At 64.6% G+C, this 24,835-nt stretch carries 21 protein-coding genes and 1 tRNA gene; 7 read left to right on the top strand and 15 right to left on the bottom strand.

Annotated elements, in window-relative coordinates; genetic code table 11:
- Positions 1 to 24: 24 nt before the first annotated feature.
- From AC07UX_RS13145 to AC07UX_RS13120, 6 genes are all read right to left on the bottom strand, one after another.
- Positions 25 to 861, bottom strand: coding sequence for a S1 family peptidase (locus AC07UX_RS13145; protein ID WP_495192454.1), 837 nt, complete (start codon positions 859 to 861; stop codon positions 25 to 27).
- A 4-nt stretch (positions 862 to 865) separates the two neighbouring features.
- Positions 866 to 1,288, bottom strand: coding sequence for a DUF350 domain-containing protein (locus AC07UX_RS13140; RefSeq protein WP_120251581.1), 423 nt, complete (start codon positions 1,286 to 1,288; stop codon positions 866 to 868).
- 66 nt (positions 1,289 to 1,354) lie between these two features.
- Complete coding sequence (locus AC07UX_RS13135; RefSeq protein WP_495192453.1) at positions 1,355 to 1,639, bottom strand: hypothetical protein; 285 nt, start codon at positions 1,637 to 1,639, stop codon at positions 1,355 to 1,357.
- A 148-nt stretch (positions 1,640 to 1,787) separates the two neighbouring features.
- Positions 1,788 to 3,029, bottom strand: coding sequence for a class I SAM-dependent methyltransferase (locus AC07UX_RS13130; RefSeq protein WP_495192452.1), 1,242 nt, complete (start codon positions 3,027 to 3,029; stop codon positions 1,788 to 1,790).
- Between the two features lie 31 nt (positions 3,030 to 3,060).
- Positions 3,061 to 3,807, bottom strand: coding sequence for a molybdopterin-dependent oxidoreductase (locus tag AC07UX_RS13125; RefSeq protein WP_495192451.1), 747 nt, complete (start codon positions 3,805 to 3,807; stop codon positions 3,061 to 3,063).
- A complete protein-coding gene (locus AC07UX_RS13120; protein ID WP_495192450.1) occupies positions 3,804 to 4,523 on the bottom strand; it encodes a cytochrome b/b6 domain-containing protein in 720 nt (239 codons plus the stop codon). Before AC07UX_RS13120 ends, AC07UX_RS13125 begins: the two co-directional genes overlap by 4 nt.
- A gap of 326 nt (positions 4,524 to 4,849) precedes the next feature.
- Here AC07UX_RS13120 and AC07UX_RS13115 point away from each other — a divergent pair, with 326 nt between their 5' ends.
- Entirely contained in the window at positions 4,850 to 5,362 is a 513-nt protein-coding gene (locus tag AC07UX_RS13115) for an outer membrane beta-barrel protein (protein WP_495192449.1), read from the top strand.
- Between the two features lie 74 nt (positions 5,363 to 5,436).
- On the opposite strand, the gene AC07UX_RS13110 is transcribed toward AC07UX_RS13115, so the two are convergent.
- The 3 genes from AC07UX_RS13110 to AC07UX_RS13100 form a co-directional block, all read right to left on the bottom strand.
- Positions 5,437 to 5,859, bottom strand: a complete 423-nt coding sequence (locus AC07UX_RS13110) for a hypothetical protein (protein ID WP_495192448.1) — start codon at positions 5,857 to 5,859, stop codon at positions 5,437 to 5,439.
- A 173-nt stretch (positions 5,860 to 6,032) separates the two neighbouring features.
- Complete coding sequence (rlmN, locus tag AC07UX_RS13105) at positions 6,033 to 7,295, bottom strand: dual-specificity RNA methyltransferase RlmN (RefSeq protein WP_495192447.1); 1,263 nt, start codon at positions 7,293 to 7,295, stop codon at positions 6,033 to 6,035.
- Positions 7,296 to 7,342: 47 nt separating this feature from the next.
- Positions 7,343 to 7,843 (bottom strand): hypothetical protein, encoded by a 501-nt coding sequence (locus AC07UX_RS13100; RefSeq protein ID WP_495192446.1) that lies wholly within the window; start codon positions 7,841 to 7,843, stop codon positions 7,343 to 7,345.
- Between the two features lie 170 nt (positions 7,844 to 8,013).
- Between AC07UX_RS13100 and dnaN the strand changes: the two genes are divergently transcribed.
- Complete coding sequence (gene dnaN / locus AC07UX_RS13095) at positions 8,014 to 9,126, top strand: DNA polymerase III subunit beta (RefSeq protein WP_495192445.1); 1,113 nt, start codon at positions 8,014 to 8,016, stop codon at positions 9,124 to 9,126.
- Positions 9,127 to 9,241: 115 nt separating this feature from the next.
- Positions 9,242 to 11,857 carry an EAL domain-containing protein gene (locus AC07UX_RS13090; protein ID WP_495192444.1) on the top strand — a complete coding sequence of 872 codons (2,616 nt, stop codon included), beginning with the start codon at positions 9,242 to 9,244 and terminating at the stop codon, positions 11,855 to 11,857.
- Positions 11,858 to 12,011: 154 nt separating this feature from the next.
- Here the strand turns inward: AC07UX_RS13090 and AC07UX_RS13085 are convergent, their stop codons facing one another.
- Positions 12,012 to 12,404 (bottom strand): gamma-glutamylcyclotransferase family protein, encoded by a 393-nt coding sequence (locus AC07UX_RS13085; RefSeq protein WP_495192443.1) that lies wholly within the window; start codon positions 12,402 to 12,404, stop codon positions 12,012 to 12,014.
- A 337-nt stretch (positions 12,405 to 12,741) separates the two neighbouring features.
- Between AC07UX_RS13085 and AC07UX_RS13080 the strand changes: the two genes are divergently transcribed.
- On the top strand, positions 12,742 to 12,927 hold the full coding sequence (locus AC07UX_RS13080) for a PspC domain-containing protein (protein ID WP_495192442.1): 186 nt from the start codon (positions 12,742 to 12,744) through the stop codon (positions 12,925 to 12,927).
- Between the two features lie 329 nt (positions 12,928 to 13,256).
- Here the strand turns inward: AC07UX_RS13080 and AC07UX_RS13075 are convergent, their stop codons facing one another.
- A complete protein-coding gene (locus tag AC07UX_RS13075) occupies positions 13,257 to 13,997 on the bottom strand; it encodes a DUF72 domain-containing protein (protein WP_495192441.1) in 741 nt (246 codons plus the stop codon).
- A gap of 115 nt (positions 13,998 to 14,112) precedes the next feature.
- Here AC07UX_RS13075 and AC07UX_RS13070 point away from each other — a divergent pair, with 115 nt between their 5' ends.
- Positions 14,113 to 14,349: a DUF2061 domain-containing protein gene (locus tag AC07UX_RS13070; RefSeq protein ID WP_495192440.1), complete on the top strand. Its 237-nt coding sequence runs from the start codon at positions 14,113 to 14,115 to the stop codon at positions 14,347 to 14,349.
- A gap of 36 nt (positions 14,350 to 14,385) precedes the next feature.
- On the opposite strand, the gene AC07UX_RS13065 is transcribed toward AC07UX_RS13070, so the two are convergent.
- From AC07UX_RS13065 to recJ, 3 genes are all read right to left on the bottom strand, one after another.
- Positions 14,386 to 15,054, bottom strand: a complete 669-nt coding sequence (locus AC07UX_RS13065; protein WP_495192439.1) for a peptidylprolyl isomerase — start codon at positions 15,052 to 15,054, stop codon at positions 14,386 to 14,388.
- A gap of 94 nt (positions 15,055 to 15,148) precedes the next feature.
- Positions 15,149 to 15,223, bottom strand: a tRNA-Glu gene (locus AC07UX_RS13060).
- Between the two features lie 100 nt (positions 15,224 to 15,323).
- Complete coding sequence (gene recJ, locus AC07UX_RS13055) at positions 15,324 to 17,090, bottom strand: single-stranded-DNA-specific exonuclease RecJ (RefSeq protein WP_495192438.1); 1,767 nt, start codon at positions 17,088 to 17,090, stop codon at positions 15,324 to 15,326.
- Between the two features lie 140 nt (positions 17,091 to 17,230).
- Here recJ and AC07UX_RS13050 point away from each other — a divergent pair, with 140 nt between their 5' ends.
- The gene (locus AC07UX_RS13050; protein ID WP_495192437.1) at positions 17,231 to 19,363 is read left to right on the top strand and encodes an autotransporter assembly complex protein TamA; all 2,133 of its coding nucleotides are present in this window, start codon (positions 17,231 to 17,233) and stop codon (positions 19,361 to 19,363) included.
- Complete coding sequence (locus AC07UX_RS13045) at positions 19,363 to 23,583, top strand: translocation/assembly module TamB domain-containing protein (protein ID WP_495192436.1); 4,221 nt, start codon at positions 19,363 to 19,365, stop codon at positions 23,581 to 23,583. Before AC07UX_RS13050 ends, AC07UX_RS13045 begins: the two co-directional genes overlap by 1 nt.
- 108 nt (positions 23,584 to 23,691) lie before the next feature.
- Here AC07UX_RS13045 and AC07UX_RS13040 read toward each other — a convergent pair whose 3' ends face one another.
- Positions 23,692 to 24,477 (bottom strand): transglutaminase-like domain-containing protein, encoded by a 786-nt coding sequence (locus AC07UX_RS13040; protein WP_495192435.1) that lies wholly within the window; start codon positions 24,475 to 24,477, stop codon positions 23,692 to 23,694.
- Positions 24,478 to 24,835 lie beyond the last annotated feature (358 nt).

Raw genomic sequence — 24,835 nt, 5'->3', positions numbered from 1 at the left:
CCTAGCGGCAGGGGCCTATCGGCGTCAACCGCCGCGCCCTTCGTCCACATCGCAATAGATGCGCCGGATGACGCCTTCGTCCAGCCATGCGGCAAAGCGGCTTTCCGCGTCGGCGCTGCCGGCGAAGGGATAGGCGACCGGCCGATCGTCCACCGCGCCGCTGGCCCGCGTCAGCCGGGCGACCGCGTCGGGCGCCGTGGTCAGGATGCGGCCGCGCCGGTCGGTCGACGCGCTGTTGACGCCCACGACATGGCCATTCTCGGCAAAGACCGGGCCACCGCTGATGCCGGACAAGGTGCCGTCGCCAGCGGGGATGCGGCCACGCTCCGCCCAGGCCAGCACTGGCTGGGTCAGGTCGGTGCGGCCGCGCCGGGCGCTCGCCTCCCCGATCAGTTCGGACAGGACCAGCGTGGGTTTGCCCGCTGGGAAGCCCATATGATAGCCCGGCGTGCCCGGTTGCGGCGCGCGGGTCGATAGCGGCAGCGCGCTGCTGCTGGGCAGGCCGTCGCGCACCAGCGCCGCATCCGCCTCGTTGCTTTCCAGCACGCGCGATACCGGACGGGCGAAGCGGCCATCCTCCAGCCCGACGCGCGTGCAGTCGTGGGTGACATGCTGCGCCGTCAACCAGGCACCGTCTCGATCGACGGCAAAGGCAGTGCCCATGGAATCGGCCGGGCCGTCGGGACTGTCCTCGATCACGAATTGCTCGTCGCCCCATCCGGGCATGGGCCGACGCGGGGAGCGCGGATCATATTGCTCCACCTCCAGCGGCGGCACGCGCACATCCTGCCCGAACCAGGCGACCAGCAACAAGGCGCCCAATGCGAAGGGCAGGCAGCCACAGCCCTTGCCACCGGCCATCGGATCAGCCCGCCACCGCCGCAGCGGTAAGGCAGGCGATCGCCGCCTTCATCATGGCGAGGAAGATCGCGGCCGACCGCTCATTCGCCTCGATCCGGGCGGACAGCGTGCCGAGCAGGAAATCGACCAGGCGGAACGCGACGAGTTGCAGGACCAGGGTGACGCTGCCCCAGATCACGATATCCCAGACATTGACCGACCCGGCGAGGCAGAAGCCCAGGGGGACCGCAAGGCCGATCGCCGCGCCGCCGAGCGAGATGGCGGCGGCTTCGTTGCCGCCACGGATCAGCGCGAATTCGTCATGCGGGGTAATCCACAGATAGAGGGCGAGCGCGGCCAGCCAGACGAGCGTGGCGCTGCCCAGATGCAGCAGCAGGATGGGGAGGCCCGATAACAGGCTTTGGATAACGGGCATGGGATCGGTCATGCCGTCAGAAATGCCGCAACCCGCCCCAAGGTTCAATCGGGGCGGGCTACAGTCGAAATATAGATGTCAGCGACAGATGCGCACGCGCACCCGGCGGTCGCGATACCGGTCGTAGCGCCATTCGCTCCAGCAGCGGGTGCGGTAGCCACGATGGCCTCTCCAGTCGCCGCGATGGCCGCGCCAATGGCGGCGATCGTCCCAGCGGCGGCGGTCGCCACGATCCCAATGGCCACCGCGGTCGCCGCGCCAGCCATTCCCACCATAATATTGCGCCTGCGCCGGCACGGCGGTGGCGCCGACCCCGGCCATGGCAAGGCCCAGCACCGCCACGCCCTTCCAAAGGAATTTCATCTCTCATCTCCTCATAGTTCCCGCCCATGAGGGGGTGGGATCATGCGGAGAAGAATGGACTCGCCCGACTGAACCGTCCGGGAATGGCTCTGTCAGCGACGGTTCAGCCTGGAACGACGGAATGATATTCTGTTACGCCCAACTGTTTTCAGCGGCCGCGCAACGCGGCTTCGGCTTCCTGCATATAGTCGCGGGTGATGGGCAGCGCGCGGCGATCGCGGGCGTACTGGACCTGGAAATTGACCATGCTGCCATGTTCGAACACGGTCGCCGCGCCCGCCAGATAGAAGGTCCAGAGGCGGAAGAAGCGCTCGTCATAAAGCGCCACGATATCGGCCTTGTGCGCCATGGTGCGCTTGTACCATTCGCGGATGGTGAGGCCGTAATGGACGCGCAGCACCTCCACATCGGTGACCATCAACCGTGTGCCTTCACTGCCGGCGACCATTTCCGACAGGGCCGGGATGTAACCGCCGGGGAAGATATATTTGGTGGTGAAGGCGTCGGTCGTGCCGGGGCCGCCCATGCGCCCGATCGTGTGGACCAGCATCACGCCGTCGGGCGTCAGCAGCTGGCGGCACTTGTCGAAGAAGGTACGATAATCGGGCGTGCCGACATGTTCGAACATGCCGACCGACACGATCCGGTCGAAAGGCCCGGTCATGTCGCGATAATCGATCAGTTCGAAGCGGACATGGTCGGCGACCCCGGCGTCGATCGCGCGCTGCCGCGCGACCTTCAACTGTTCCTCCGACAAGGTGATGCCGGTCACGTCCACGCCGCAGGTGCGGTGCAGATAAAGCGCCATCCCGCCCCAGCCGCAGCCGATGTCCAGCACCTTCATGCCCGGCTTCAGGTGCAGCTTGGCGGCGATATGCGCCTTCTTGTCCTCCTGCGCCTGCTCCAGGCTGATGCCGGCCTCATTGTCCACATCGGGATAATAAGCGCAGCTATATTGGCGGTCGCGGTCGAGGAAGAGGGCGTAGAGCGCGCCGGACAGGTCGTAATGATGGGCGACATTGGCCTTCGACCGAGCGCGGTGATTGGCGCGCCACAATTTCTGGCGCACTTCGCCGATGCCGCGCTTGAGCAGGCTTTTCGATTCGATCGACTTGCCCTGTTCCCAGGGATTGTTGGCGCGAATCATGGAGATGAATTCCATGATGCCGCCGCCCTCCAGGCCGACGCGGCCGTCGATCCACGCTTCGGCCATGCCCAGACGCGGGTCCTTCACGATGTCGAACGGTACCCTGCCATCCTTGAACCGCAGGGCCATGTCGGGAAATTCGGGATCGGCCTGACCGACCGTGATCGTCTTGCCATTGGCGTAATAGACGGTCACGCGGCCGCGCGTGACGAGCCGCTTGAGGACCAGTTCAAACAGTTTCATTAAGCCACCTTGTCATGTCGTTACGCCCGCGTCAAATGCCGGCATACCAGTCGTAATCGGCATGGTCTTCCCAAAAGCCGCCCTTACCCTTGCCGATTGTCGCCAGACTGTCCACCGCCTCTATCCCCATGAGATATTTGGCTTGTTTGTAACCCAATTGTCTTTCGACGCGCAGCCGCAGCGGCGCGCCATTGGCCACCGAGAGCGGCCGGTCGTTCAGCGCAAAGGCAAGGATGGTTTGGGGATGAAAGGCGTCGGCCAGGTCGATGCTTTCATAATAGGGGCGGCCGCCGCCCATATCGTCGGCACAGCGAAAGACGATGTAGCGTGCCCGGCTTTTCAGCCCCGCGCCGTCGAGGATCGTCTTGAGCGGTACGCCGCGCCATTTGCCGATCGCGCTCCATCCTTCCACGCAATCATGGCGGGTGATCTGTTCGCGATGCGGCAGGCTGCGCAATTGGGACAGCGAGAGAGACAGGTCGCGCGCGACAAGCCCCGTAACCTGTAGCCGCCAGTCGGCAAAGCCGCCGCGCCACAGCGCCTTATAGGCGGGCGTATTGGGGTTGGCGGTGCCGTTGGCGCGAAAGATGGGCGAAATCTGATCGGGCCGGAATTCCCGCGCCAGCGCATCGGGCGCCATCAGGCCGCGCTGCGCCCATTTGTGGAAATTCTCGGCAGAAAAAAGGGCCTCGCGAAAATGTTCGTCGCGGGCCAGCCGGTCGCAGCCTGACAGCATCGCGGTCGCGCCCAGCAGCATGGTGCGGCGGGTCAGGATCATGGCCGATCCTGCGGCAGGCGAAAGCGGCCGGTGATCATCGCGCGGATCTGGTTCAGCGGGCCGCTGAGCAGCACCATGAGGATATGGACAAGGAAGAAGCCGACGAGCGCGAAGGCGGCGATGAAATGGATCGACCGGGCCGATTGCCGCCCGCCGAACAGGTCGACCAGCCAGGGCCAGGCCGCATTCATGCCGGGGGACATGGCCAGGCCGGTCAGGATGGCCAGCGGCAGCAGGCCGAAGATCACGCCGATATAGCTGGCCTTCTGCAACAGGCCGTAGCGCAGCGCCGCCGCCCCGGTCGGGAAGCGCAGCCGAACATGATCGCGAACGTCCCGCCACAGGTGGCGCGGGGCCAATTCGTCACGGCGCAAGGCCAGGTCGCGGCCGATGTGACGGTTGGCAAGGCTCCAGAGCATGTAGGCGAGCAAGGCGACGGCGAAGATCGGCGCCGCGGCAAGATGCCAGTGGCGCGACAGGGCCAGGCTATAATGACCCGGCAGGGTGATCCAGCCGGGGAAGCGGTCCAGTTCCAGCCAGGCACGATCGAAATTGGCGCCATATTGCCCCCAATAGAGACGGGGATGCGCGTTGAAGATGCCCAGACCGCTGGTGAAGAGAATGTAGAGCAGCAGCGCGTTCAACCCGTGCCACAAACGGGTGGAGAGGCGATGGCGCGGGACCATCCCGATCATGCTGTCGCCCGTGTTGCCCATGGTGGCGATCCTATCCGATTTTGCGCCGGGGTCCATCGGCCATGATGTCCATGGGGGCGCATGAGAGGCGAAAGGCTCGATGTAACAGTTTTGCAACACAAGCCTTGAAATTGATTGAAATAAAGATCCGCCCCCTTTGCAACTCAAACTTGCGATCCTAGATGGCTGCTGCGCGGTCGTGATGCAGATCGCGCTCTTGATCTCCCGATAATGGAGAGAAGAGTCGCAGGAGTTATTATGAGAATAATTTCATAATATCTTTGCATCGAACCTGAACGCCGGATGAATGTCTAAATCACGGCGACTAGATAAATATCGAGGACTTTATGAAGACTGTGATTTTCGCAGCTATTGCTGCTGCCACCGCTGTTTCGGCCCCTGCCTTCGCTCAGGACGCTGCGCCCTTCACCGGGCCGCGCGCGGGCATTACGGCGGGCTACGACAAGTTCGATGGCCGTGACGGCTTCACCTACGGCGTCACCGCCGGCTACGACGTCGCCGTGACCCCCGGCGTCACCTTCGGCCCCGAAGTGTCGTTCAGCGACACCACCACCAGCGCCGGCGCCGGTGCGGAAGTCAGCCGCGACCTGGCCGCTTCGGTGCGCCTCGGCTACACCCTGACCCCGCAGGTTCTGGCGTTCGGCAAGGTCGGCTATGCCAACACCCGCATCGACCTGGGCAATGGCGGCGCGTCGTTCGAAGGCGTGCGCTATGGCGGCGGCCTGGAATATTCGGTGACCCCGACCACCTACATCTCGGCTGAATATCAGCGCAGCGAATATGAAGCCAATATCGGCGGTCGCGACGTCGGCCTGGTTGGCGTCGGCTTCCGTTTCTGATCCCTCTCAAAACGATCAGATAGCAAGGAAGGGCGGTCCTGCGAGGGGCCGCCCTTTTCTTATGCGGGCCAAATTCAGGCAGGCAGCGACCTGAGATCGGGATCGACCCAGCCCCGCCGGGCCGGCGCGGCCATCAGCCGGTCGCGCGTCCAATAGGTGAAGGGCCAGTCCTTGTCGCCCAGGGGCGATGCCATGAGGGCGGCCAGCGCATCGGCCGGCGCGACGTCGGCGGGCAGGTGGGCAAGCAACCGGCGGGCCATATGCAGCGACGCCTGGGTGATCGTTTCATGATAGCCGCTGCTGTCGCTGTTCACGCCGCCCACGCTTTCATTATAGCGACGGATGAGGCCCGGCATGTCGCGTTCGGGCTGGATGTCCGGGCGTTTCAGGATCAGCCAGAGCGCGGTGGCGAAATGCGCCTGATGCGTCCAGTCTGCCTTGGGCAGGGTGCAGGCGCAAAAGCCGTCCGCCAGCGCCTGAATCTCGTCATCGGTCATCGGTCTTCCCCCAAAAGAAAAGCCCCGCCGTTGCGGGCGGGGCTTGTCGTGCTGCGCATGCTGGAGCATCCGATCCGATTACATCGGCCCGGATGCTCCCGATTCTTGTTACCGCGTTGTCCGAGCCAGCATATGATTCCATCTGCTTAGACAACGCTTTAATCGTCCCCGGATTATCCGAGCGCGGCTTGCTTCTCTTCGGCCAGGCGCTTCATTTCCGCCTTGCTCTTCTTTTCGCTGGCGGATTTCAGCTGACCGCAGGCGGCCATGATGTCGCGGCCGCGCGGCGTGCGCACCGGCGCGCTGATGCCGCCTTCGAACACGATGCTGCTGAACGCGCGGACGCGCTCGGGCGTCGAACATTCATAGTCGGTGCCGGGCCAGGGGTTGAACGGGATCAGGTTGACCTTTGCCGGCAGCTTGTACTTGCGGATCAGGCGGACCAGCTCGCGCGCATCCTCGTCGCTGTCATTCTTGTCGCGGATCATCACATATTCAAAGGTGATGCGGCGCGCATTGCTGGCCTTGGGATAGTCGGCGCAGGCCTGAAGCAATTCCTCGATGCCATATTTGCGGTTGAGCGGGACCAGTTCGTCGCGCACTTCCTTGGTCACGGCATGGAGCGACACGGCCAGGTTGACGCCGATTTCCTCGCTCGCGCGGGCCATCATCGGGATGACGCCGGAGGTGGAGAGGGTGATGCGGCGGCGCGAGAGGGCGAGGCCATCGCCATCCATCACGACCCTGAGCGCATCGCGCACATGTTCGAAATTATAGAGCGGCTCGCCCATGCCCATCATGACGATGTTGGTCAGCATCCGCCCGTCGGGCGAATATTGCGAGGCGTCCTCATCCTCGTCCGCGTCGTTGGCCGCACCCATATTGCCCTTGGGCCATTCGCCCAGCGCGTCGCGCGCCAGCATGACCTGCCCCACGATCTCGCCGGGCGTCAGGTTGCGCACCAGCCGCATCGTGCCGGTATGGCAGAAGCTGCAATTCAGAGTGCAGCCGACCTGGCTGGAGACGCAGAGCGTGCCGCGATCCGCATCGGGGATGAAGACCATTTCATAATCCTGGCCGTCGTCCGAGCGGAGCAGCCATTTGCGGGTGCCATCGGTCGATACCTGCGCCTCCACCACCTGCGGGCGGCCGACGACGAAGCGTTCGGCCAGCCAGCCGCGCATGGGCTTGGCAAGGTCGGTCATCGCCTCGAAATCGGTTTCGCCGCGATGATAGAGCCAGTGGAACAGCTGCTTGGAACGCAGCTTGGCAGCCTTCACGTCCAGGCCGACCTCCTCCAGCGCGCCCTTGATCTGCGGGCGCGACAGACCCATCAGGTCGATGCGTCCATCCTCCCGCGGGGTCACCGCGCGCGGCACGGGCACAGGGTCGATGGGGCCGGGAATCGGCATGAGCGGGCTGGCGGCTGATTGCATGGCCGCGCACATAGTCGATTTGCGCGGATTTTTAAAGATGCGTTGAATCAGCGCAGCTTCGCACATCCCAATGCCGCAGCATCGATCGCCGTCGCCGCGCCGCGCAGGGCGTAGCTGTCGGCAAAGCCGCGTCCGTCGGCGCCGACGGACGCCACGCTCATGCTGCTGGCGGCGCGCATGGCGGCGATGATCTGCGCGTCGCCGCGCGCATCGGCGGCCCAGGCGTCTATTTGCCCTGCGGCCAGCGTGAAGCGGCGTTCGCCCACGGTCAGGATCGCGGGTGATTTTGCGGCCAGCGGGCGGCTCAGGCGAATGTGCAGCTGTCCGCGCACCTTCTGCCGGGGCCAGTTGCCGACCGAAGCAAAGCCTTTCGAGGGCTGGCCACGGCGCGCGACCGGCTGGGCTATGGCATAGCAGCGCGGCGTCGCGGGATCGCGAAATGCGCCCCAACTTTCGAAAATGCCCAATGAATCGCGGGCCATGGCCGGCGATGCCACAAGCAGCAGGAGGGGCAAGGACGCGAGGGCGCTAGGGGTTGTGCGGCGCATGGCTTTGGCAAAGCCCAAGCCGTCCCCTTTTGCAACCCCGCCTGGGTAAAAGCGTGCATGCCACCCTTGCAGGAGGCGTTACAGCGGCTATGAAGGAGCATCCATCATTGTCGCCGGGATTCGACCGAACCCCCGGCTATTGGCTTAAAAAGAACGGACAGAACAGGGACATGAAGGCCACCATCGAACGCGCAACGCTCCTCAAGAGCCTGAGCCACGTCCAGTCGGTGGTAGAGCGCAGGAATACCATTCCCATCCTGTCCAACGTCCTGATCGAAGCGTCCGCCGATGGCGCGATCAAGCTGATGGCGACCGACCTTGACCTCCAGATCGTCGAAAGCGTTTCGGCGCAGGTGGAACAGGCCGGCGCGACCACCATTTCCGCCCACACATTGTTCGATATCGCCCGCAAGCTGCCCGAAGGCAGCCAGGTGTCGCTCCAGGCAGCCGAGGGCAAGATGCTGATCCAGGCCGGCCGTGCCCGTTTCAACCTGTCGACCCTGCCGCGCGACGATTTCCCGGTGATCGCCGAGGGCGATTTGCCCACGACGTTCGAGCTGCCGGCCGAAACATTGAAGCAGATCATCGACAAGACGCGCTTTGCCATTTCGACCGAAGAGACGCGCTATTATCTGAACGGCATCTATTTCCACGTCACCGACGACGACCAGCCGGTACTGAAGGCGGCCGCGACGGACGGCCACCGCCTGGCCCGCGTCACCGTGACCCGCCCGGACGGCGCGGAAGGCATGCCGGGCATCATCATCCCGCGCAAATGCATCGGCGAACTGCGCAAGCTGCTGGACGAAGTCGAAGGGTCGGTCGGCATCGCCTTGTCGGCCAGCAAGATCCGCTTTGGCCTTGGCAGCGCGATCCTGACCAGCAAGCTGATCGACGGCACCTTCCCCGATTATAGCCGCGTCATTCCGACCGCGAACGACAAGCTGCTCAAGATCGACCCGCGCAGCTTCGAGGACGGCGTCGATCGCGTCGCCACCATCGCCACGGAAAAGACCCGCGCCGTCAAGATGAGCTTGGACAAGGACAAGATCACCCTGTCCGTCACCAGCCCCGAAAATGGCACGGCGGCCGAGGAAGTGCCCGGCGCGTTCCAGGGCGAAGGCTTCGATATCGGCTTCAACGCGCGCTATCTGCTCGACATATTGGGCCAGATCGACAGCGACCTGGTCGAACTGCACCTGGCCGATGCGGCGGCGCCCACGCTGATCCGCGAAAATGATGACAGCCCGGCGCTCTATGTGCTGATGCCGATGCGCGTCTGACATGTCCGCCAGTGCAGCTTTCCCGCTGCACATGCCCTTTGGTGCAGGTTTGGGCCTGCACCGAAACGGGCCGGAAGTAATCCTCTGGCAAGGAGTTTGCGGTAGGGCATGAGGCATGTCCCTGCTGCGCGCATCCCTGAACGATAACCCGTCCCGTTCGATGACCCTGATGGTCGCGCTTGGCTTGTCCGAGAGCGGCACCGAGGTGTCGGCGTCGTGGATTTCGGGCAATTTTTTCCACATCGCACGGCTGTGGCCGCTGATCGTGCTGACCAAGTTCATCGTGGTCGCGTTGCTCAACCTGCCCTTCTATTCCGGCGAGCCGCTCCAGATCGCGCTGATGGTCGCCATGCTGATCATCGACGGCACGTTGATGCTGTTGCCGCGCCGCGGCTGGTTCCGTCACTGCATGCCGCATGTCCAGAACTGGATGATGCTGCCGATGGTATTCCTGTCCGGCCTGACGTTCAGCCTGTGGCTTGGCTATGAAACCAAGGCTGCGACGGACGCCCTGTTCCTGGCGGCCGTTCCCGAATTGTCGGTGGCGCTGTTGGCCGTGTGCATCTTCGGCGACCGACGCCTGCTGGGCATCAGCTATTTCCTGGGCGCCCTGCTCGTGTCGGTCGTGGAAAAGGCGGGCATGGCCCAGATCGGCCTGTTGCTCAGTTGCGTCATCGTCATGCTGGTGGCGACGCTGCGGCAGGCGACGGCCGACCGCGACCAGGCGATCGCCCGGCACCAGCAGGATCTGCGCGCCCAACGCTCCGACCGGTTGTTGCAGGAACATGAACGCACCGGTCGCGGCTGGTTCTGGGAAACCGATCGCCAGGGGTGCCTCACCTATATCAGCGACACGCTGGCCCAGTCCCTTCCGATGTCGACCGAGGCGCTGATCGGCAAGCCGATTACCGAGATCGTCCGACCCGGTGACAAGAAGCAGGGCGATGGCGAGCGGACGCTGGGCTTTCACCTGTCCGCCCGCACCGGCTTTGCCGACATTCCCGTCTGCGCCGCCATGGCCAAGGAAGAAGAGCGCTGGTGGTCGATTTCCGGCCAGCCGGTGTTCAACGAATATGGTCAGTTCCACGGCTTTCGCGGGTCGGGCACCGACCTTACGGAAACACGCCGCAACCAGGCGGAGGTGACTCGCCTGGCCCAGTTCGATTCGCTCACTGGCCTGGCCAACCGCATCCAGATGCTGCGGTCGCTGGAACAGGCCGTGGCCGACCGCCATGGCAAACCCGGCGAATGTACGCTGATGATGCTGGACCTCGACCGGTTCAAGAGCGTCAACGACACGCTGGGCCACCCCGCCGGCGACGCCCTGCTGCGGCAGGTCAGCCAGCGACTCCAGCGCGCAGTCGGCGACAAGGGGCTGGTGGGCCGCCAGGGCGGCGACGAGTTCAAGATATTGCTGCCCGGCCGCCACGACCATATGGTGCTGGCCCACCTGTCCCAGGCGATCATCAGCGCCGTGTCGCAACCCTATACGGTCGAAGGCAATGCCGTCGTGATCGGCGTGTCGATCGGCTTGTCGGTCTGCCCGCAGGACGGCGTGACCGCCGACGCGCTGATCCGCAACGCGGACCTGGCCCTTTATGCCGCCAAGGGCGACGGACGCGGCGTTCATCGCTTCTATTCGTCGGACATGCATGCCGACGCGGAAAATCGTCGACAGCTGGAAGAGGAACTGCGCCGCGCCCTCACCGACGATGGCCTGCACCTTGTTTACCAGCCGGTCGTGTCGTCCAAGACCGAGCAGATTACCGGCTATGAGGCGCTGCTGCGGTGGAACCACCCGGTACGCGGCGCGATTTCGCCGGCCTTGTTCATCCCCATTGCGGAAGATAGCGGCCTGATCGCCCAGATCGGCGAATGGGTGATGCGCACCGCCTGCCGCGATGCGGCGCAATGGCAGGACGGCATCCGCGTCGCGGTCAACGTGTCGCCGACCCAGTTTGCCAATCCCGGCTTCCCCTCCACCGTGATGAGCGCGCTCGCCGCGTCGCAGCTGGCGCCCGAACGGCTGGAGCTGGAGATCACCGAAAGCGTCTTCCTGAACGACGACGATGGCACGGACGCGATGTTCAACCGGTTGAAGGCGATCGGCGTCCGGCTGGCGCTGGACGATTTCGGCACCGGCTATTCGTCGCTGGGCTATCTGAAGAAAGCGCCGTTCGACAAGATCAAGATCGACCAGAGCTTCGTGCGCGGCGCCGCGATCAAGGGCAATCGCAACAGCGCGATCATCAAGGCCATCGTCAGCCTGGCCGAGGCGCTGGGCATGGACACCACGGCCGAAGGGGCGGAGACGCAGGATGAGCTGGCGCTGATCCGCCAGCTGGGTTGCAGCCATATCCAGGGCTATATTTACGGCCGGCCGATGCCGATGGCCGAGGTGATGGCCAGCCAGAGCCGCGCCGGTACGGCGGCCAGCGCCAACGGCTTCCAGTCCAGCCGCCCCGACCGCAAGACGATGCTGCGCACGATCGCCGTCCATCATGACGGTCATGTCTATACCGGCCGCGTCCGCAACATATCCGCCACCGGCGCGCTGATCGAAGGATTGTGGAACGTGCCGGTCGGCACATTGTTCGCGATCGAGCTGGCCGACAACCAGTTCGTCAACGCGACCAGCAAATGGTCCAAGGACGACCGCATGGGCGTGGAATTCGCCGGCGCGATCGACGTGAGCACGTTGCGCAACCCGCCTCGATCCATGGCGTCATAGAGCAGTTTCCGATCCGATTGCATCGGCCCGGCTGCTCTAAGTCTTTAGTTTGCCGCGTTTTCCGAGTCAGCAGGTGATTCCACCTGCTTGGAAAACGCTCTAGAGCAGAAGACTGGAGCGCGCGTCCTGCGTCGGACCTGACGCAGAAAGTACTCTAGACAGCGGCCAGGAAATCGCCGCCGGCAATGACCGGCAGGCCGGACGGATCGCGCGCATAGATATAGACCCATGCCGCGACCAAGCCGTCCGGCCCCTCCACCATCATCCGCGACCGGCGATATTCATGCGGCGTCGGACTGTCCGCCGCGCATTCTTCATAGGCATCGAGCCAGGCAAGCGTGGCGTCGGCGTGGGTCAACGCCATCAGGTCGCCCACTACATGCCCCCCTTCGCCCGGTACGAAGCCGGGATAGCCGGCCAGGCGGTACAGCATGCCTGCGGCCTGTGCCGGCCCCACAGGGCGCGCCTCCGCCCGCAGGCGCCGCGCCATCGGCCCGTCGAAACCGGCGCGCAGCGTGCCATAGACGAACAACAGATTATCGATCATCGCCGGCCATCACGCCATTTGCACCATGTTGCGGTGAAATTTCCCAAGAGCTGGATATTTCCCCACTGCCACCGATCCCACATCATCGAAAAACCCGCGCATTCCCGCCAAAAACGCAATTTGGCATGGCCTCTGCAATGTCCGTTGGCATCAAGGCCGATTGGTCGGCCGATACACAACAGGGAGTATCCACCATGTCCATCGCCAAGATCCAGAACGCCGCCTTCGCCCTCGCCAGCGCCTTCATCGTCGCCGGCCTGTTCGTCAGCGCCGCCGTTCCCGTCTCGCCGATCGCCTGATCGCCCCATCCATATATTATCATCGGAAAGCCAGAATCATGCACAACAGCTTCACACTCGACCGTCGCAACGGCAAGATCATGGGCGTGTGCGCCGGGATCGCCAACCGTACCGGTCTGGACGTCACCATCCTTCGCGTCGCGCTGGTGCTGCTGACGCTTTGTGCGCTGGGGCCGATCGGCGTCGTGGCCTATCTGCTCGCCGGCTGGCTGGCGGAAGGTTGATACCGGATCAGAACCGCCACAATAACCATCAAGTAAAAAGGCCGCCCTGCTTATCGCAGGAGCGGCCTTTTTGCATCCCGATCACTCAGGATAAATATCGCGATAGATACGCGATCAGGCATAAAGCACCGAATAGAAAGTCAGTATCTGCACCCCGACCGCAACGGCTAGCACAGTACCCTGAAACATCTGACGCATTTTTTGCTCCATAGTTGCAAGAATCAATCCCCGACCTTCGGGGATGCGGGCCACTACGCCCGTCATATTCTTGTAACAATCGCAAAGCGCGACATTCCGATTGCATCAAACGCAACAGAGCAACAGGGATGTTACCCCAAAGCCACGATCATCGCCTGTGCGGCGGCGGGGTTGCGTTCCTTGGCCCCGCTGATGAAGAAGGCGAACACGTCGCCCTGCGCCGCCTGCTGCTGCGCGCGATCGGCCCAGCGGGCGATGTCGGCGGGGGCGTAGCCGGTCGGCTCTATCGCCTGCGCGCGCATCAGTCGCATGTAGGAGAAACCGACATCATGGCCGGTGATGGCGGGGTAATCGTCATGATCGGCAAACACCACCGCCGCCCCGGCATCCCGCGCCATGGCGAGGAAGGCGGGGTCGTCGAAGCTTTCGTGCCGCACCTCCAGCGCGTGGCGCAGCGGCACGCCATCGACGCTGGACGGAAGCAATGCGAGGAAGGCGCCGAAATCATCCGCGTCGAATTTTTTCGTGGGCATGAACTGCCACAGGACCAGGCCAAGTCGGTCGCCCAGCTCTGCGATCCCCTGATGCGTGAATTTCGCGATCGAATCGCCGGCTTCCCCCAGGATTCTGCGATTGGTGCAATAGCGCGATGCCTTGACCGCGAACCGGAAACCGTCCGGCACCGCCCTGGCCCAACCGGCGAAGGTCGCCGGTTTCTGGCTGCTGTAATAAGTCGCGTTGATTTCCGTCGCGGTCAGATGGGTGCCGACATAGGCCAGCTCGTCCTTCTGCCGCAGCCCTTGCGGGTAGAAGCTGCCGCGCCACGGCTCATAGACCCAGCCGCCAATGCCCACCCTGATCCGTCCTGCCATGGATGCTCTCCTTATGACCTACATCCTGATCGTGCGGGCCGATCAGAGCCAGTGGAAAAAGCCGTTGGCCGTTATTGAGAACGAATCTTAATTATAGCGAGCAAGGAGACGCCGCATGTCACTCGACCTCATCAAGACTGGTACCTATCTGACCATCCACCTGACGGTAGGCTTTACCGTCGCCTATCTGATGACCGGATCGGTCGCGCTGGCCGGGGGCATCGCCCTGGTCGAGCCAGTCATTAACGCCGTCGCCTTCTTCTTCCATGAACAGGCCTGGAAAAAGATCCAGGCACGCCCGCCGCGCGAGGGCGGCCGCAAATGGGTGCGCGAGCAGGCGGCGTTCGCATAGGGCTGTCCAACGCGCTGTCGCAGCCGGCGCGCCAAGTTACCTCGCCGGCTTGCGATGAAGGCCGATCAGCCAGGGCTTGACCCCGCGCGAGGGTTTGGGCGTGCCGTCCAGCCGGCGCGCACGCACTATGGTGATGGGCTTGACGATCATCTGCCCGCGCATCGGCCCGGACCCGCAGCAGGTGGGCACGGCCAGTATCTTGCGCACGACATCCATGCCGCCCACCACATGGCCAAAGGCGGCATAGCCGATATAGGCGCCGCGCGCATCCATGTTGGGCGTGGCGCCGATGGTGATGAAGAAGTTGCCCATCGCCGAGTTGGGCCGGTTGGGCCGCGCCATGGACAGGGTGGCGTCGAGATGCAGGATGCCGGTCTGCGTGGTCGGCTCGTGCGGGATGGGCGGGAGCGAGCGGCGGGCATCAGTGTCGATGCCGCCCTGGATCAGACCATATTTCGGATCGCTCTTGCGCCGCGCCGCGCGATAAAAGGTCACGCCGTCGAAACGGCCGTCATCGACATAGGTCAGGAAATTGGCCGAGGTGCGCGGCGCCCGCTTCTGGTCCACCGCAACGATGATCGTGCCGACCGAGGTTTCGATCGCGACGCGGGTGAAGCCGGGCGTGGGCCGGTTGGCGGGAAGGGCGAACGCCATGGCAGGCGCAAGGCCGACCAGCAGGCAGAGCAGACGCAAAAGAAACGACATCGGCGCAGCCCTACAGAGCGCGCAACCGCTGCGCAACCGAGGCGCATTGCCCCATATAGGCTGAAAGGTCGGAAGCCCCTTGCCATAGCAAGGGTGGTGATCCCAACGGGATTCGAACCCGTATCGCTGCCGTGAAAGGGCAGTGTCCTAACCGTTAGACGATGGGACCTCATGCTGCGCTGAGTGGCCAGCGCTGCGAAGCGAAGGCGCAATTAGGCGGGGACGGCGAAACGGTCAACCCCCTTTGCGCAAGAAAAATGCAATCTTTTTCAATCGGCCCAGGCGGCATCCTCCAGATGCAGTTCGGCGGCCGGACGGCTGCCCCAGTCGTCGATCTTCGCCTTGCCCGCGACCCATAATTTGCGGTCATAGGGCGCAGCCAGGATCGCCTGCCCCATGTCGCTTTCCGCCTTGCGAAAGGCGATGGTCTTGATCGAGCGGCCGTCCATCCCGGCCATGACGGCCCGCAAATGGCCGTTGCCCACCACATCGGCCTTTACCACCCGCATGGGGCCGGCGGCGATCAGCGGCGCTGGCCAGCCGGCGCCATAGGGGCCGCCCTGTTCGATCGCGGCGACGAAATCCGGGTTGACGCCGGCGGGCGCCAGCACCGCGTCGATCAGCAGCGCGCGATCGTCCCGCGCCCGGCTGACGGCGGCGGACAGGCGGTCGTCCAGATAGTCGGCGAGCGCGTCGATCCGGTCGGCCATGACGGTCAGGCCCGCCGCCATGGCATGGCCGCCACCTGCGACCAGCAGGCCGCTATCCTTGGCCGCCAGCACCGCCGCGCCCAAATCCACGCCGGAAATGGATCGGCCCGATCCCTTGCCCACGCCATCGTCGTCCACGGCGATGACGATGGCGGGGCGGCCGGCCTTTTCCTTGATGCGCCCCGCCACGATGCCGATGACGCCGGGGTGCCAGCCCTGCCCCGATATGACGGCAACGGCGCGGTTGCCCTGCGCGGCGAGCAATTCCTCCGCCTGTTCCTGCACCGTCGATTCGATGGCGCGGCGTTCTTCATTATAATGATCGAGCTGGGCGGCGATGCGGGCGGCCTCGTCGGGATCTTGTGTCGTCAACAAACGGACGCCCAGATCCGCCTGTCCCACACGCCCCCCGGCATTGATGCGCGGGCCAAGTGCGAAGCCGAGGTCATGGCAGAGCGGCGCGCGGGTCAGGCGGCTGGCGTCAATCAGCGCGGCCAGGCCGACATTATGCCGCTTCGCCATGACCTTCAGCCCCTGCGCCACGAAGGCGCGGTTGAGGCCGCGCAGTTGCGCCACATCCGCCACCGTTCCCAGTGCGACGATGTCGAGCAGGTCCAATATATTGGGCTTGGCCCGGCTGGCGAACCAGCCGCGCGCGTCGAGTGCCTTCAAGAGCCGCGCGCCCAGCAGGAAGGCGACCCCGACCGCGGCCAGATGGCCGTGGACGGCGGCATCGGGATGTTCGTCCAGCCGGTTGGGGTTCACCAGCGCGAAGGCTTCGGGCAGCTGGGTCGCGCATTTGTGATGATCGACCACGACGACGTCCACGCCGGTCGCCCTGGCCATCGACAGCGCCTCGAACGCCTGTGCGCCGCAATCGACGGTGACGATCAGGGTCGCGCCCTCCCCCGCCAGCCGCACCAGCGCCTCGCCCGATGGGCCATAGCCCTCCATCAACCGGTCGGGGATATAGGGTTTGGCATGCAAGCCAAGGTCGCGCAGCAGCCGGATGAGCAGCGCCGCGCTGGTGGCGCCATCGACGTCATAGTCGCCGAAGATGCGCACATCCTCCTGGGCCTGGACAGCATCGGCGATCCGTTCTGCCGCTGCATCCATGTCCCGGAACAGGCTGGGGTCGGGCATGAAGGCCCGGATGGTGGGGTTGCGGTGCGCCTCAACCGCGTCGCGCGGGCAACCGCGCGCCAGCAGCAATTGCGTCACCAGATCGTCGGGCAGGTATGAAGGATCGCGGGCATCGGCATTGCCACCCCGCCAGCGCCAGGGCTGGCCGGACAGGGAGCGGGAAATATTGAGCGCAAATGTCATGCACCGGCTCTAGACCGCGCGATGCCATGAGGGAAGCACGGCAAATCATGTCGCGAACGGAACCGTCGCAACCCTTTGGGCGTATTGCCTCTTTGCCGGGCTTTTAGAATGCCCTGCGCGAAAGGGGCATCGCGATTTCCATGACAGGACGGCAGGCTTATCATGTCCGGCACATATTGGCCGTGGCGCTGATGACGGCGTCGCCGCTGCCGTTGATGGCGCAAAGCGCGACGCCGCCGGCGGATACCGTGCAGAACGAAGCCGAAGAGCCGATCCTGCCCGACGACCAGTTCGAGGCGCGCCTGCCAAAAGTGCCGGGCACCAGTCCAGCAGGGGGTCAGGCGACCGATCCCAACGCGCCGCTGCCCTCGATCGACAGCTGGATCGACCAGCAGATGCCACAGCCATCGACCGCCCCCACCGAGTTGCCTCCGGCAGCCGATCCGGCCGAGGAACGGGAACTGGCCCAGCCGCTGCCATCTCTGGATAGCGTGACCGTGCCGGCCAATGTCGCGGCCGATGAAGACCCCAATGCCAAGCTGCCCGACGTGCGCTATGCCACCAGCATCGAGGGGTTCGGCAAGACGGGACTGGAGGATGAGTTCCGCGGCGCATCCGCGCTGATCGATGGCAAGGGCAAGGCGGACACCGCCGCCATGGTGCAGGCCCGCGCGCAGGAGGATGAGAAGCTGGCGACGCGCCTGCTCTATTCCGAGGGCTATTATGACGCGACCGCGCTCGCCAGCCTGGATCAGGCGGGCGACGGCACGCTGAAGGCCGTCATTTCGGTGACGCCGGGCAAGCGGTACAAGATCGGCGCTATCGTCATCACCGCCGACCAGACCGTGCCGCCAGAGCTGGTGCGCGAGAGCCTGCCGTTGAAGAGCGGCGATTTCATCGTCGCGGCTCTGGTGGAAAGCGCGGAAGCCAATGTGGCGCTCAAGCTGCCCGAAAATGGCTATCCCTTCGCCAAGGTTGGCGAACGCGACATATTGCTCGATCCCGCGACGGTGACGGGCGACTATACGCTGCCCGTGGCGGTCGGCCCGCGCGGCACGTTCCGCAAGATCGTGACGTCGGGCGACAAGCAGGCCTTCGGCGCGGACCATATGGAGGTCATCAAGCGATACAAGCCGGGCCAGATCTATGACAGCCGCAAGGTCGACGACCTGCGCAAGGCATTGGTGGCGACCGCGCTTTTCTCCAGCGTGTCGGTGGAGCCGGTGCAGACCGGGGAAGCGGGACCGGACGGGACCGAATATGTCGACCTGATGGTCGAGCAGGAAGCCGGGCCGCCGCGCACGCTGGCGGGCGAAGCAGGCTATGGCACGGGGCAAGGATTCCGCGCGGAGGGGACATGGACCCACCGCAACATGTTCCGGCCCGAAGGCGCGCTGATTTTGGGCGCGATCGCGGGGACGCAGGAACAGGGGGCGTCCGCAACCTTCCGCCGGTCCAATGCCGGCAAGCGGGACAAGACGTTCCAGACCGGCATCACGCTCAATCACCAGGATTATGATGCCTATGAAGCGTTTACCGCCGGCCTGAATGTCGGCTGGTCGCGGCAATCGACGCCGATCTTCCAGAAGCGCTGGACCTACAGCTATGGCGCGGAAGTCCTGCTGACCAACGAGCAGGTCGTGACCAACCTGCTGACGGCGGACAAGACGCGGCGCACCTATTTCATCGGCGGCCTGCCGGTGCAGGTCGGCTACGACCGGTCGAACGATTTGCTGAACCCGACCAAGGGCTTCCGCGCCAATCTGCGCGCCGAACCCGAAGGGTCGCTACAGGGCAATTTCTCCCCCTATCTGCGCGCCAGTTTCGACCTGACCGGCTATTATCCGGTATCGGACAGCCTGGTCATTGCGGGCCGGGCGAAGGTCGGCACCATCAGCGGCGTCAGCCGCGCGGATGTCGCACCGTCCAGGCGCATCTATGCCGGTGGCGGCGGATCGGTCCGTGGCTTTGGTTATCAGGAACTGGGGCCGAAGGACGCGAACAACGATCCGGTCGGCGGCCGGTCCGTCAATGAATTTGCGGTCGAGGGCCGCTATCGCTTCGGCAATTATGGCGTCGTGGCCTTTGTCGATGCGGGTCAGGTCTATGAAAGCTCCATGCCCAAATTCGATGATATGCGCTATGGCGTCGGCATAGGCGGCCGTTTCTATACCAATTTCGGTCCGTTCCGCGCTGACATCGCCATGCCGATCAACCGGCAGCCCGGTGAATCCAAATTCGCCCTCTATATTGGCATTGGACAAGCCTTCTGATGGCGCAAGACGACACCCCCACCCCGGCGGCGCAAGCGACCGAAACCGTGGTCATCCGCGAAAAGCGGCCATTGTGGCAGAAGATCGCGATCGGCGCGGTCGGTCTGGTCGTGGCTCTGGTGGTTCTGGTCGCCGGCCTGCTGCTCGGCCTCAATACCCAGCCGGGCAAGAAATTCCTGATCCAGCAGATCGCCGCGCTTCAGATGGAATCCGGCATGAAGATCGAGGTCGGCCGGATCGACGGGTCGATCTATAGCGACATGACCATCCATGACCTGGTGCTGCGCGACCCCAAGGGCGTGTTCGCAGTCAGCCCCAAGGTGCATGTGATCTGGCGCCCGTTCCGCTACATCAACAACCATATTTCGGTCAGCCTGCTGGAAACGCCGCTGGTCGTTCTGGCGCGCAGCCCGCAGTTCAACGTCGTGGAGAGCGATCCCAACGCGCCGATCCTGCCGGACCTGGACATCGACGTCGATCGGATGAAGATCGGCAAGTTCGTGCTAGCCAAGCCGGTGATCGGCCAGAAGCGCGAGATTGCGATCGACGGCGTCACCCATATTTCGGACGGTCGCGCCATCCTGTCCGCCGACGCGATCGTCGATAGCGGCGACCGGTTGCAGGCGAAGCTGGACGCGGTGCCGGAGCAGAATCGCCTTTCCATGAGCGGCACGCTGACCGCGCCCAAGGGCGGCGTGATCGCCGCCATGTCCGGCCTGACCGACGGCATGACCGCGACACTGGATGGCAAGGGCACCTGGCAGGCGTGGGACGGCCGGATCGTCGCAACCTCCCCCAAGGGTGAGCTGGCGAACATCATGCTGGCGGCGCGCGACGGCAATTTCACCGCCAAGGGACCAGTACGGCCGGGCCTGGTCTTTGCCGGCACCGTGGATCGGCTGACCGCGCCGCAACTGGACGTCGACCTGTTCGCAGGGCTGAACGAGCGGCGGGTGAACATCAAGGGGACGCTGCGGTCGCCAGCGATGAGCGCCGACGCGCAGGGCCTGATCGACCTCAGCAAGAGCCAGTTCAGTGCGCTCAAGATCAACGCGGCGCTGCTGACCCCCGGCGCGATCATGGACAAGGTGAAAGGGCGCGATGTCCGCGCGTCCATCATCCTGGACGGGCCGATGGCGACGCCGTTCATCGACTATGACATTACGGCCAAGACCATCGCTTTCGACGCGACCGGCATCGAGAATCTGAAGGCCAGCGGCCGGGCGGTGATCGACGCGGATCGCATCCGCATTCCGGTCAATGCCACGGCGACCCGCGTGACGGGCCTGAACGCGGCGGCGGGCGGCTTGCTCCAGAACCTGCGCGTAAAGGGCGACTTTGCCTATGCGGCGGGCAAGCTGATCAGCGACAATCTCAAGATCGACAGCGACAAGGTGGATGCCACCGCGATCGTGCTGGCCGATCTGGACAACGCCATCTATCGCGGCGCGCTCAAGGGCCGGGTCAATGACTACAAGATCGACGGCGTCGGAATCGTCAACCTGAACACCGACGTCGAGCTGATCCCCGGACCCAAGGGCGGTTTCGGACTGGGCGGGCGGTTCGGCGTGCGGACCGCGCGCTGGGAAAATGCGTCGGTACGCGATTTCCTGGGCGGCAATGCGGTCATGTCCGGCCGGATCGGCATGACGCCGGAAGGCAAGTTCACGCTCGCGGGCCTGAAGGGCGCGGCGCCCAACTTCACCATCCATACGGGGTCCGGCAGCTATGACACGGACGGGCAGGTCGCGTTCGACGCCACGGCTTCGTCGAAACAATATGGCCCGCTGGCGCTGACGGTGCGCGGAACGATGGAGCGGCCTCAGGCGGTACTGCGCGCGGCGCGGCCCAATGTCGGCGTGCAACTGACCGATGTGGTCGCCAAGCTGAATGGCGAGGCGGCCGGTTACAGGCTCGAAGCGACCGGCGGATCGCCCTATGGCCCCTTCTTCGCCAATGTCCTCATTCGCACGGCGCAGGGGCCATTGACCATCGACGTCACCAGGGCGCGCTTTGCCGGGGTCGACATGAACGGCCGCATCCAGCAGAGCGCCGCCGGGCCTTTCACTGGGCAGCTGGCACTCAACGGCTCCGGCATCAATGGCGCGGTCAGGCTGGCGGCGGTGGGCAAGGTGCAGGGCGTGGACGTCAACGCCACCGCCAGCAACGCCAAATTGCCGGGCGAGGCCGACGTCGTGATCGGCCGGGCGATCGTGACCGCCTCCATCCTGCTGACCGACCAGCCGCAGATCAAGGCGGACGCGCAGCTGGCCAACGCCGCCTATGGCGCCTATGTCGTGCGCAAGGCGCGGGCGCGGGTCGATTATCAGGGCGGGCGTGGGCGCGCGCAGCTGGTCGCCGACGGGTCGAGCGGCGTGCCCTTCTCGCTCGCGGTCAATGCTGCGCTGCGCCCCGACCTCTATGCCGTGGTGTTGCAAGGCAAGGCGGCCAATGTCGATTTCAAGCTGGCGCAGCCGGCGATCATCCGTACAGAGCCGGGCGGCTATCGGCTGGAGCCGGTGACTTTGGTGCTGCCGCAGGGCAAGGTCGATCTGGCCGGTCGCTTCGGCGACATGACGAGCGCGCAGGCGCGGTTCAAGGATTTCGATCTCGCCATCGTCAACATGATGGCGCCGGGCATGGGCATTGGCGGCCGGATGACCGGGACGCTGGATTATGCGCAAAAGGGCAGCGCCTTCCCGACCGCGACGACGCGCCTTGCCATCAACGATTTCCGCCGGTCCAGCCTGACCGCCGTGTCCGATCCGGTGTCGATGAACATCGAGGGCAAGCTCTCATCGGCCGGCGGCGACCTGCGCGGGCTGATCCGCGAGGGCAGCAGTACGCTGGGCCGCTTTACCGCCACGCTGGCACCGCCGGGCGCGGGCGCAAGTTGGGCCGAGCAGTTGCAGAATGCACCGCTGGGCGGTGGCATCCGCTATGCCGGGCCGGCCGACGTGCTATTCTCCTTTGCGGGGCTGGCCGATCAGCAACTGACCGGGGGCCTTGCCGTCGCGGCCGATTTCAGCGGCCGGCTGGCCGACCCGCGCCTCAATGGCGTCGTGCGCGCCAATGCGCTGACCTATGAGAATGAGACGTTCGGCACGCGCGTCACCCAGATGAAGCTGGATGGCCGCTTCACCAACGATCATCTGGAGATACGCGACTTTTCCGGACGGGCCGGCGATGGCACGGTGCAGGCGTCGGGCAATGTCGGGCTGGCGGCGGACGCCGGATTCCCGATGGACATCGCAGTGAAGCTCAATCGGGCGCGGCTGGCGCGGAGCGAAGCGATCACCAGCGTGGTCAGCGGGACGCTGAACATCAGCAACAGCGCGGCCAATGGCGGATTGATCAAGGGCGACCTGAACCTGCCGGAGACGCGCTATCGCGTCGCGTGGCAGGGCGGCACCGAGATCCGACAGCTGACGGGCGTGCGACGCAAGGGCGAAGGCGGCGACGCACTCGACCAGCGACTCGCCGCGCGCAAGGCGGCGGCCAAGCCGGCCGACTGGAAGCTGGATATCCGGGTACGGGCCGACAACGAGATTTACGTGACCGGCATGGGGCTGGATAGCGAGTGGAAAACCAACATGCGGGTGACCGGCACGACCGCCAATCCGCGCGTGGTCGGCAAGATCGAATCGCTACGCGGGCGCTATAGCTTTTCGGGCCATCAGTTCGACCTAGAGCAGGGCGTCATCACCTTCAACGGGCCGATGCTGAACCCGATCCTACAAATCAAGGCGCAGACGCGGATCGATACGGTGACGGCGGGCATCCAGGTGACGGGATCAGCGCAGCAGCCCGATATCGCCTTCATCTCCACGCCGACCCTGCCCCAGGACGAGATCCTGTCGCGCATATTGTTCGGCGATAATGTCGCCAACCTGTCGCCGATGCAGGCGGTGCAGCTTGCCGCGGCGCTGAATGGCCTGCGCGGTGGGAGCGGCGGCCTCAACCCGATGGGCAAGTTGCAGGGCGCATCGGGCCTGGATCGGATCGGCATCGTGGGTGGCGACGATACGACCGGGCGCGGCACGTCGCTGGCAGTCGGGCAGCACATCTCCAACAATATCTATGTGGAGGTGATTACCGACTCGAAGGGCTTTACCGCCACCCAGCTGGAGATCGCCCTGTCCAAGACGCTCAGCCTGTTGTCGAAGACCGGCACCAATGCCGGGTCGTCGGCGAACCTGCGCTATTCGAAGGATTATTGAGGGGGAAGGGGATCAGCCCTGGGCGTCCTGCGCCTGATCCTTGTCAAGCCTTGCCGGCCCAGGCGGGGGCCAGCCCCCGTCCTCTGATCTGACCCAGCAGCCGATCAGCTATTCGGCGACCCGCGTCACGCTGATCGACTGGGCGTTCATGGTCGCGCCGCCGAAGATCGTCATGAAGGCGATGTCGGTGGCGTCGCGGCCGACCGCGATGCGGACCATGGTTTCCACAGGCGCCAGGCCGGTGGCATCGACCAGATGCCAGGCGCCGTCGAGCCAGACTTCGACGACGGCATGGAAATCCGGCGGATCGAGATCGAGCGCATAGACCGACACGAGCCGGGCAGGAATGTCGCGCGAACGGATGAGCGCGGCGGTCAGATGCGCATAGTCGCGGCAGACGCCCTGCTGCGCGACGAACGTGTCGGCGGCCGTGGTGGTGCCGTCGGAACTGCCCGGCACATAGACGAGATTGTCATGGACCCAATCGACCAGCGCCTGCACCAGCGCGCCGCCCTCCAGATCGCCGAAATGGCCGCTGACGAAGCTGCCGAAACGGTCCGCTTCGCAATAGCGGCTGGGCCAGATGAAGGGGAGGACATCCTCCGGCAAGCTGGGCAGCGGGCTTTTGGGAAGGCTGGCGATGGAGACCGGCGCGCGATCGATGTCCACCGTCGAACAGTAGGTGCTGAGCATGCGGCCGGTGCCGGTGCGGGTCCAGGTCCGACGACCGATGCCGCTGCCGCCGACCTTGTTGGTGAGCGGTCCGGCATTGTCGATGATGTGCGACTGGGTCACCACGCGCTGGTCGGGTACCGCCGCCGCTTCCACGGCCAGAAGCACGTCTGTGGGTTCGGCAAATTGATAGTCGAGTATCGCTTCGATCGCGACGCGCATGGGATGATTCCAATGTGAGAGGGGCAGGCCGAATCAGCGCGCCAAGAGCAGCATCGAGAGGCTGCAAGCGGATTGCCAGAACAGATTACACCGGAGTTGCCGATCGGTTCCGGTGACGCGGCCGGCAACAGGATATGTGCAGCTTAACTTCGCACATTTCCCGCAGATCCGGACATTTTGTTACGTCGCGCCGATCCTATCGGAAAGTCGCTTTCCCTCTTCCCGTCGATAAGCGACCCCTACGGTAAAAGGCCCGCTGCGTGGGAGACGCGGCGGGCCTTTTCAGTGCGTGATGCGCAAGGCGGGCGGTGGCCACAAGGATATCATCCGACTGATCCGGCCGGACATATCGTCAGGG

Source organism: Sphingobium sp. GW821-FHT02B05, assembly GCF_059421905.1.
The sequence above is the reverse complement of the archived record's forward strand: the minus strand, read 5'-3'. Positions and strand labels throughout refer to the sequence as shown.

Bases quoted from the DNA above. Each gene is read 5' to 3' on its own strand.
- AC07UX_RS13070 (WP_495192440.1), top strand. From the start codon at position 14,113: ATGTCACTCGACCTCATCAAGACTGGTACCTATCTGACCATCCACCTG.
- AC07UX_RS13125 (WP_495192451.1), bottom strand. From the start codon at position 3,807: ATGATCCTGACCCGCCGCACCATGCTGCTGGGCGCGACCGCGATGCTG.
- AC07UX_RS13100 (WP_495192446.1), bottom strand. From the start codon at position 7,843: ATGCGCCGCACAACCCCTAGCGCCCTCGCGTCCTTGCCCCTCCTGCTG.
- recJ (WP_495192438.1), bottom strand. From the start codon at position 17,090: ATGACATTTGCGCTCAATATTTCCCGCTCCCTGTCCGGCCAGCCCTGG.
- rlmN (WP_495192447.1), bottom strand. From the start codon at position 7,295: ATGCAATCAGCCGCCAGCCCGCTCATGCCGATTCCCGGCCCCATCGAC.
- AC07UX_RS13065 (WP_495192439.1), bottom strand. From the start codon at position 15,054: ATGTCGTTTCTTTTGCGTCTGCTCTGCCTGCTGGTCGGCCTTGCGCCT.
- AC07UX_RS13080 (WP_495192442.1), top strand. From the start codon at position 12,742: ATGCACAACAGCTTCACACTCGACCGTCGCAACGGCAAGATCATGGGC.
- AC07UX_RS13050 (WP_495192437.1), top strand. From the start codon at position 17,231: ATGACAGGACGGCAGGCTTATCATGTCCGGCACATATTGGCCGTGGCG.
- AC07UX_RS13090 (WP_495192444.1), top strand. From the start codon at position 9,242: ATGTCCCTGCTGCGCGCATCCCTGAACGATAACCCGTCCCGTTCGATG.
- AC07UX_RS13145 (WP_495192454.1), bottom strand. From the start codon at position 861: ATGGCCGGTGGCAAGGGCTGTGGCTGCCTGCCCTTCGCATTGGGCGCC.
- AC07UX_RS13120 (WP_495192450.1), bottom strand. From the start codon at position 4,523: ATGGGCAACACGGGCGACAGCATGATCGGGATGGTCCCGCGCCATCGC.
- AC07UX_RS13115 (WP_495192449.1), top strand. From the start codon at position 4,850: ATGAAGACTGTGATTTTCGCAGCTATTGCTGCTGCCACCGCTGTTTCG.
- AC07UX_RS13045 (WP_495192436.1), top strand. From the start codon at position 19,363: ATGGCGCAAGACGACACCCCCACCCCGGCGGCGCAAGCGACCGAAACC.
- AC07UX_RS13085 (WP_495192443.1), bottom strand. From the start codon at position 12,404: ATGATCGATAATCTGTTGTTCGTCTATGGCACGCTGCGCGCCGGTTTC.
- dnaN (WP_495192445.1), top strand. From the start codon at position 8,014: ATGAAGGCCACCATCGAACGCGCAACGCTCCTCAAGAGCCTGAGCCAC.
- AC07UX_RS13040 (WP_495192435.1), bottom strand. From the start codon at position 24,477: ATGCGCGTCGCGATCGAAGCGATACTCGACTATCAATTTGCCGAACCC.
- AC07UX_RS13075 (WP_495192441.1), bottom strand. From the start codon at position 13,997: ATGGCAGGACGGATCAGGGTGGGCATTGGCGGCTGGGTCTATGAGCCG.
- AC07UX_RS13140 (WP_120251581.1), bottom strand. From the start codon at position 1,288: ATGACCGATCCCATGCCCGTTATCCAAAGCCTGTTATCGGGCCTCCCC.
- AC07UX_RS13135 (WP_495192453.1), bottom strand. From the start codon at position 1,639: ATGAAATTCCTTTGGAAGGGCGTGGCGGTGCTGGGCCTTGCCATGGCC.
- AC07UX_RS13110 (WP_495192448.1), bottom strand. From the start codon at position 5,859: ATGACCGATGACGAGATTCAGGCGCTGGCGGACGGCTTTTGCGCCTGC.
- AC07UX_RS13130 (WP_495192452.1), bottom strand. From the start codon at position 3,029: ATGAAACTGTTTGAACTGGTCCTCAAGCGGCTCGTCACGCGCGGCCGC.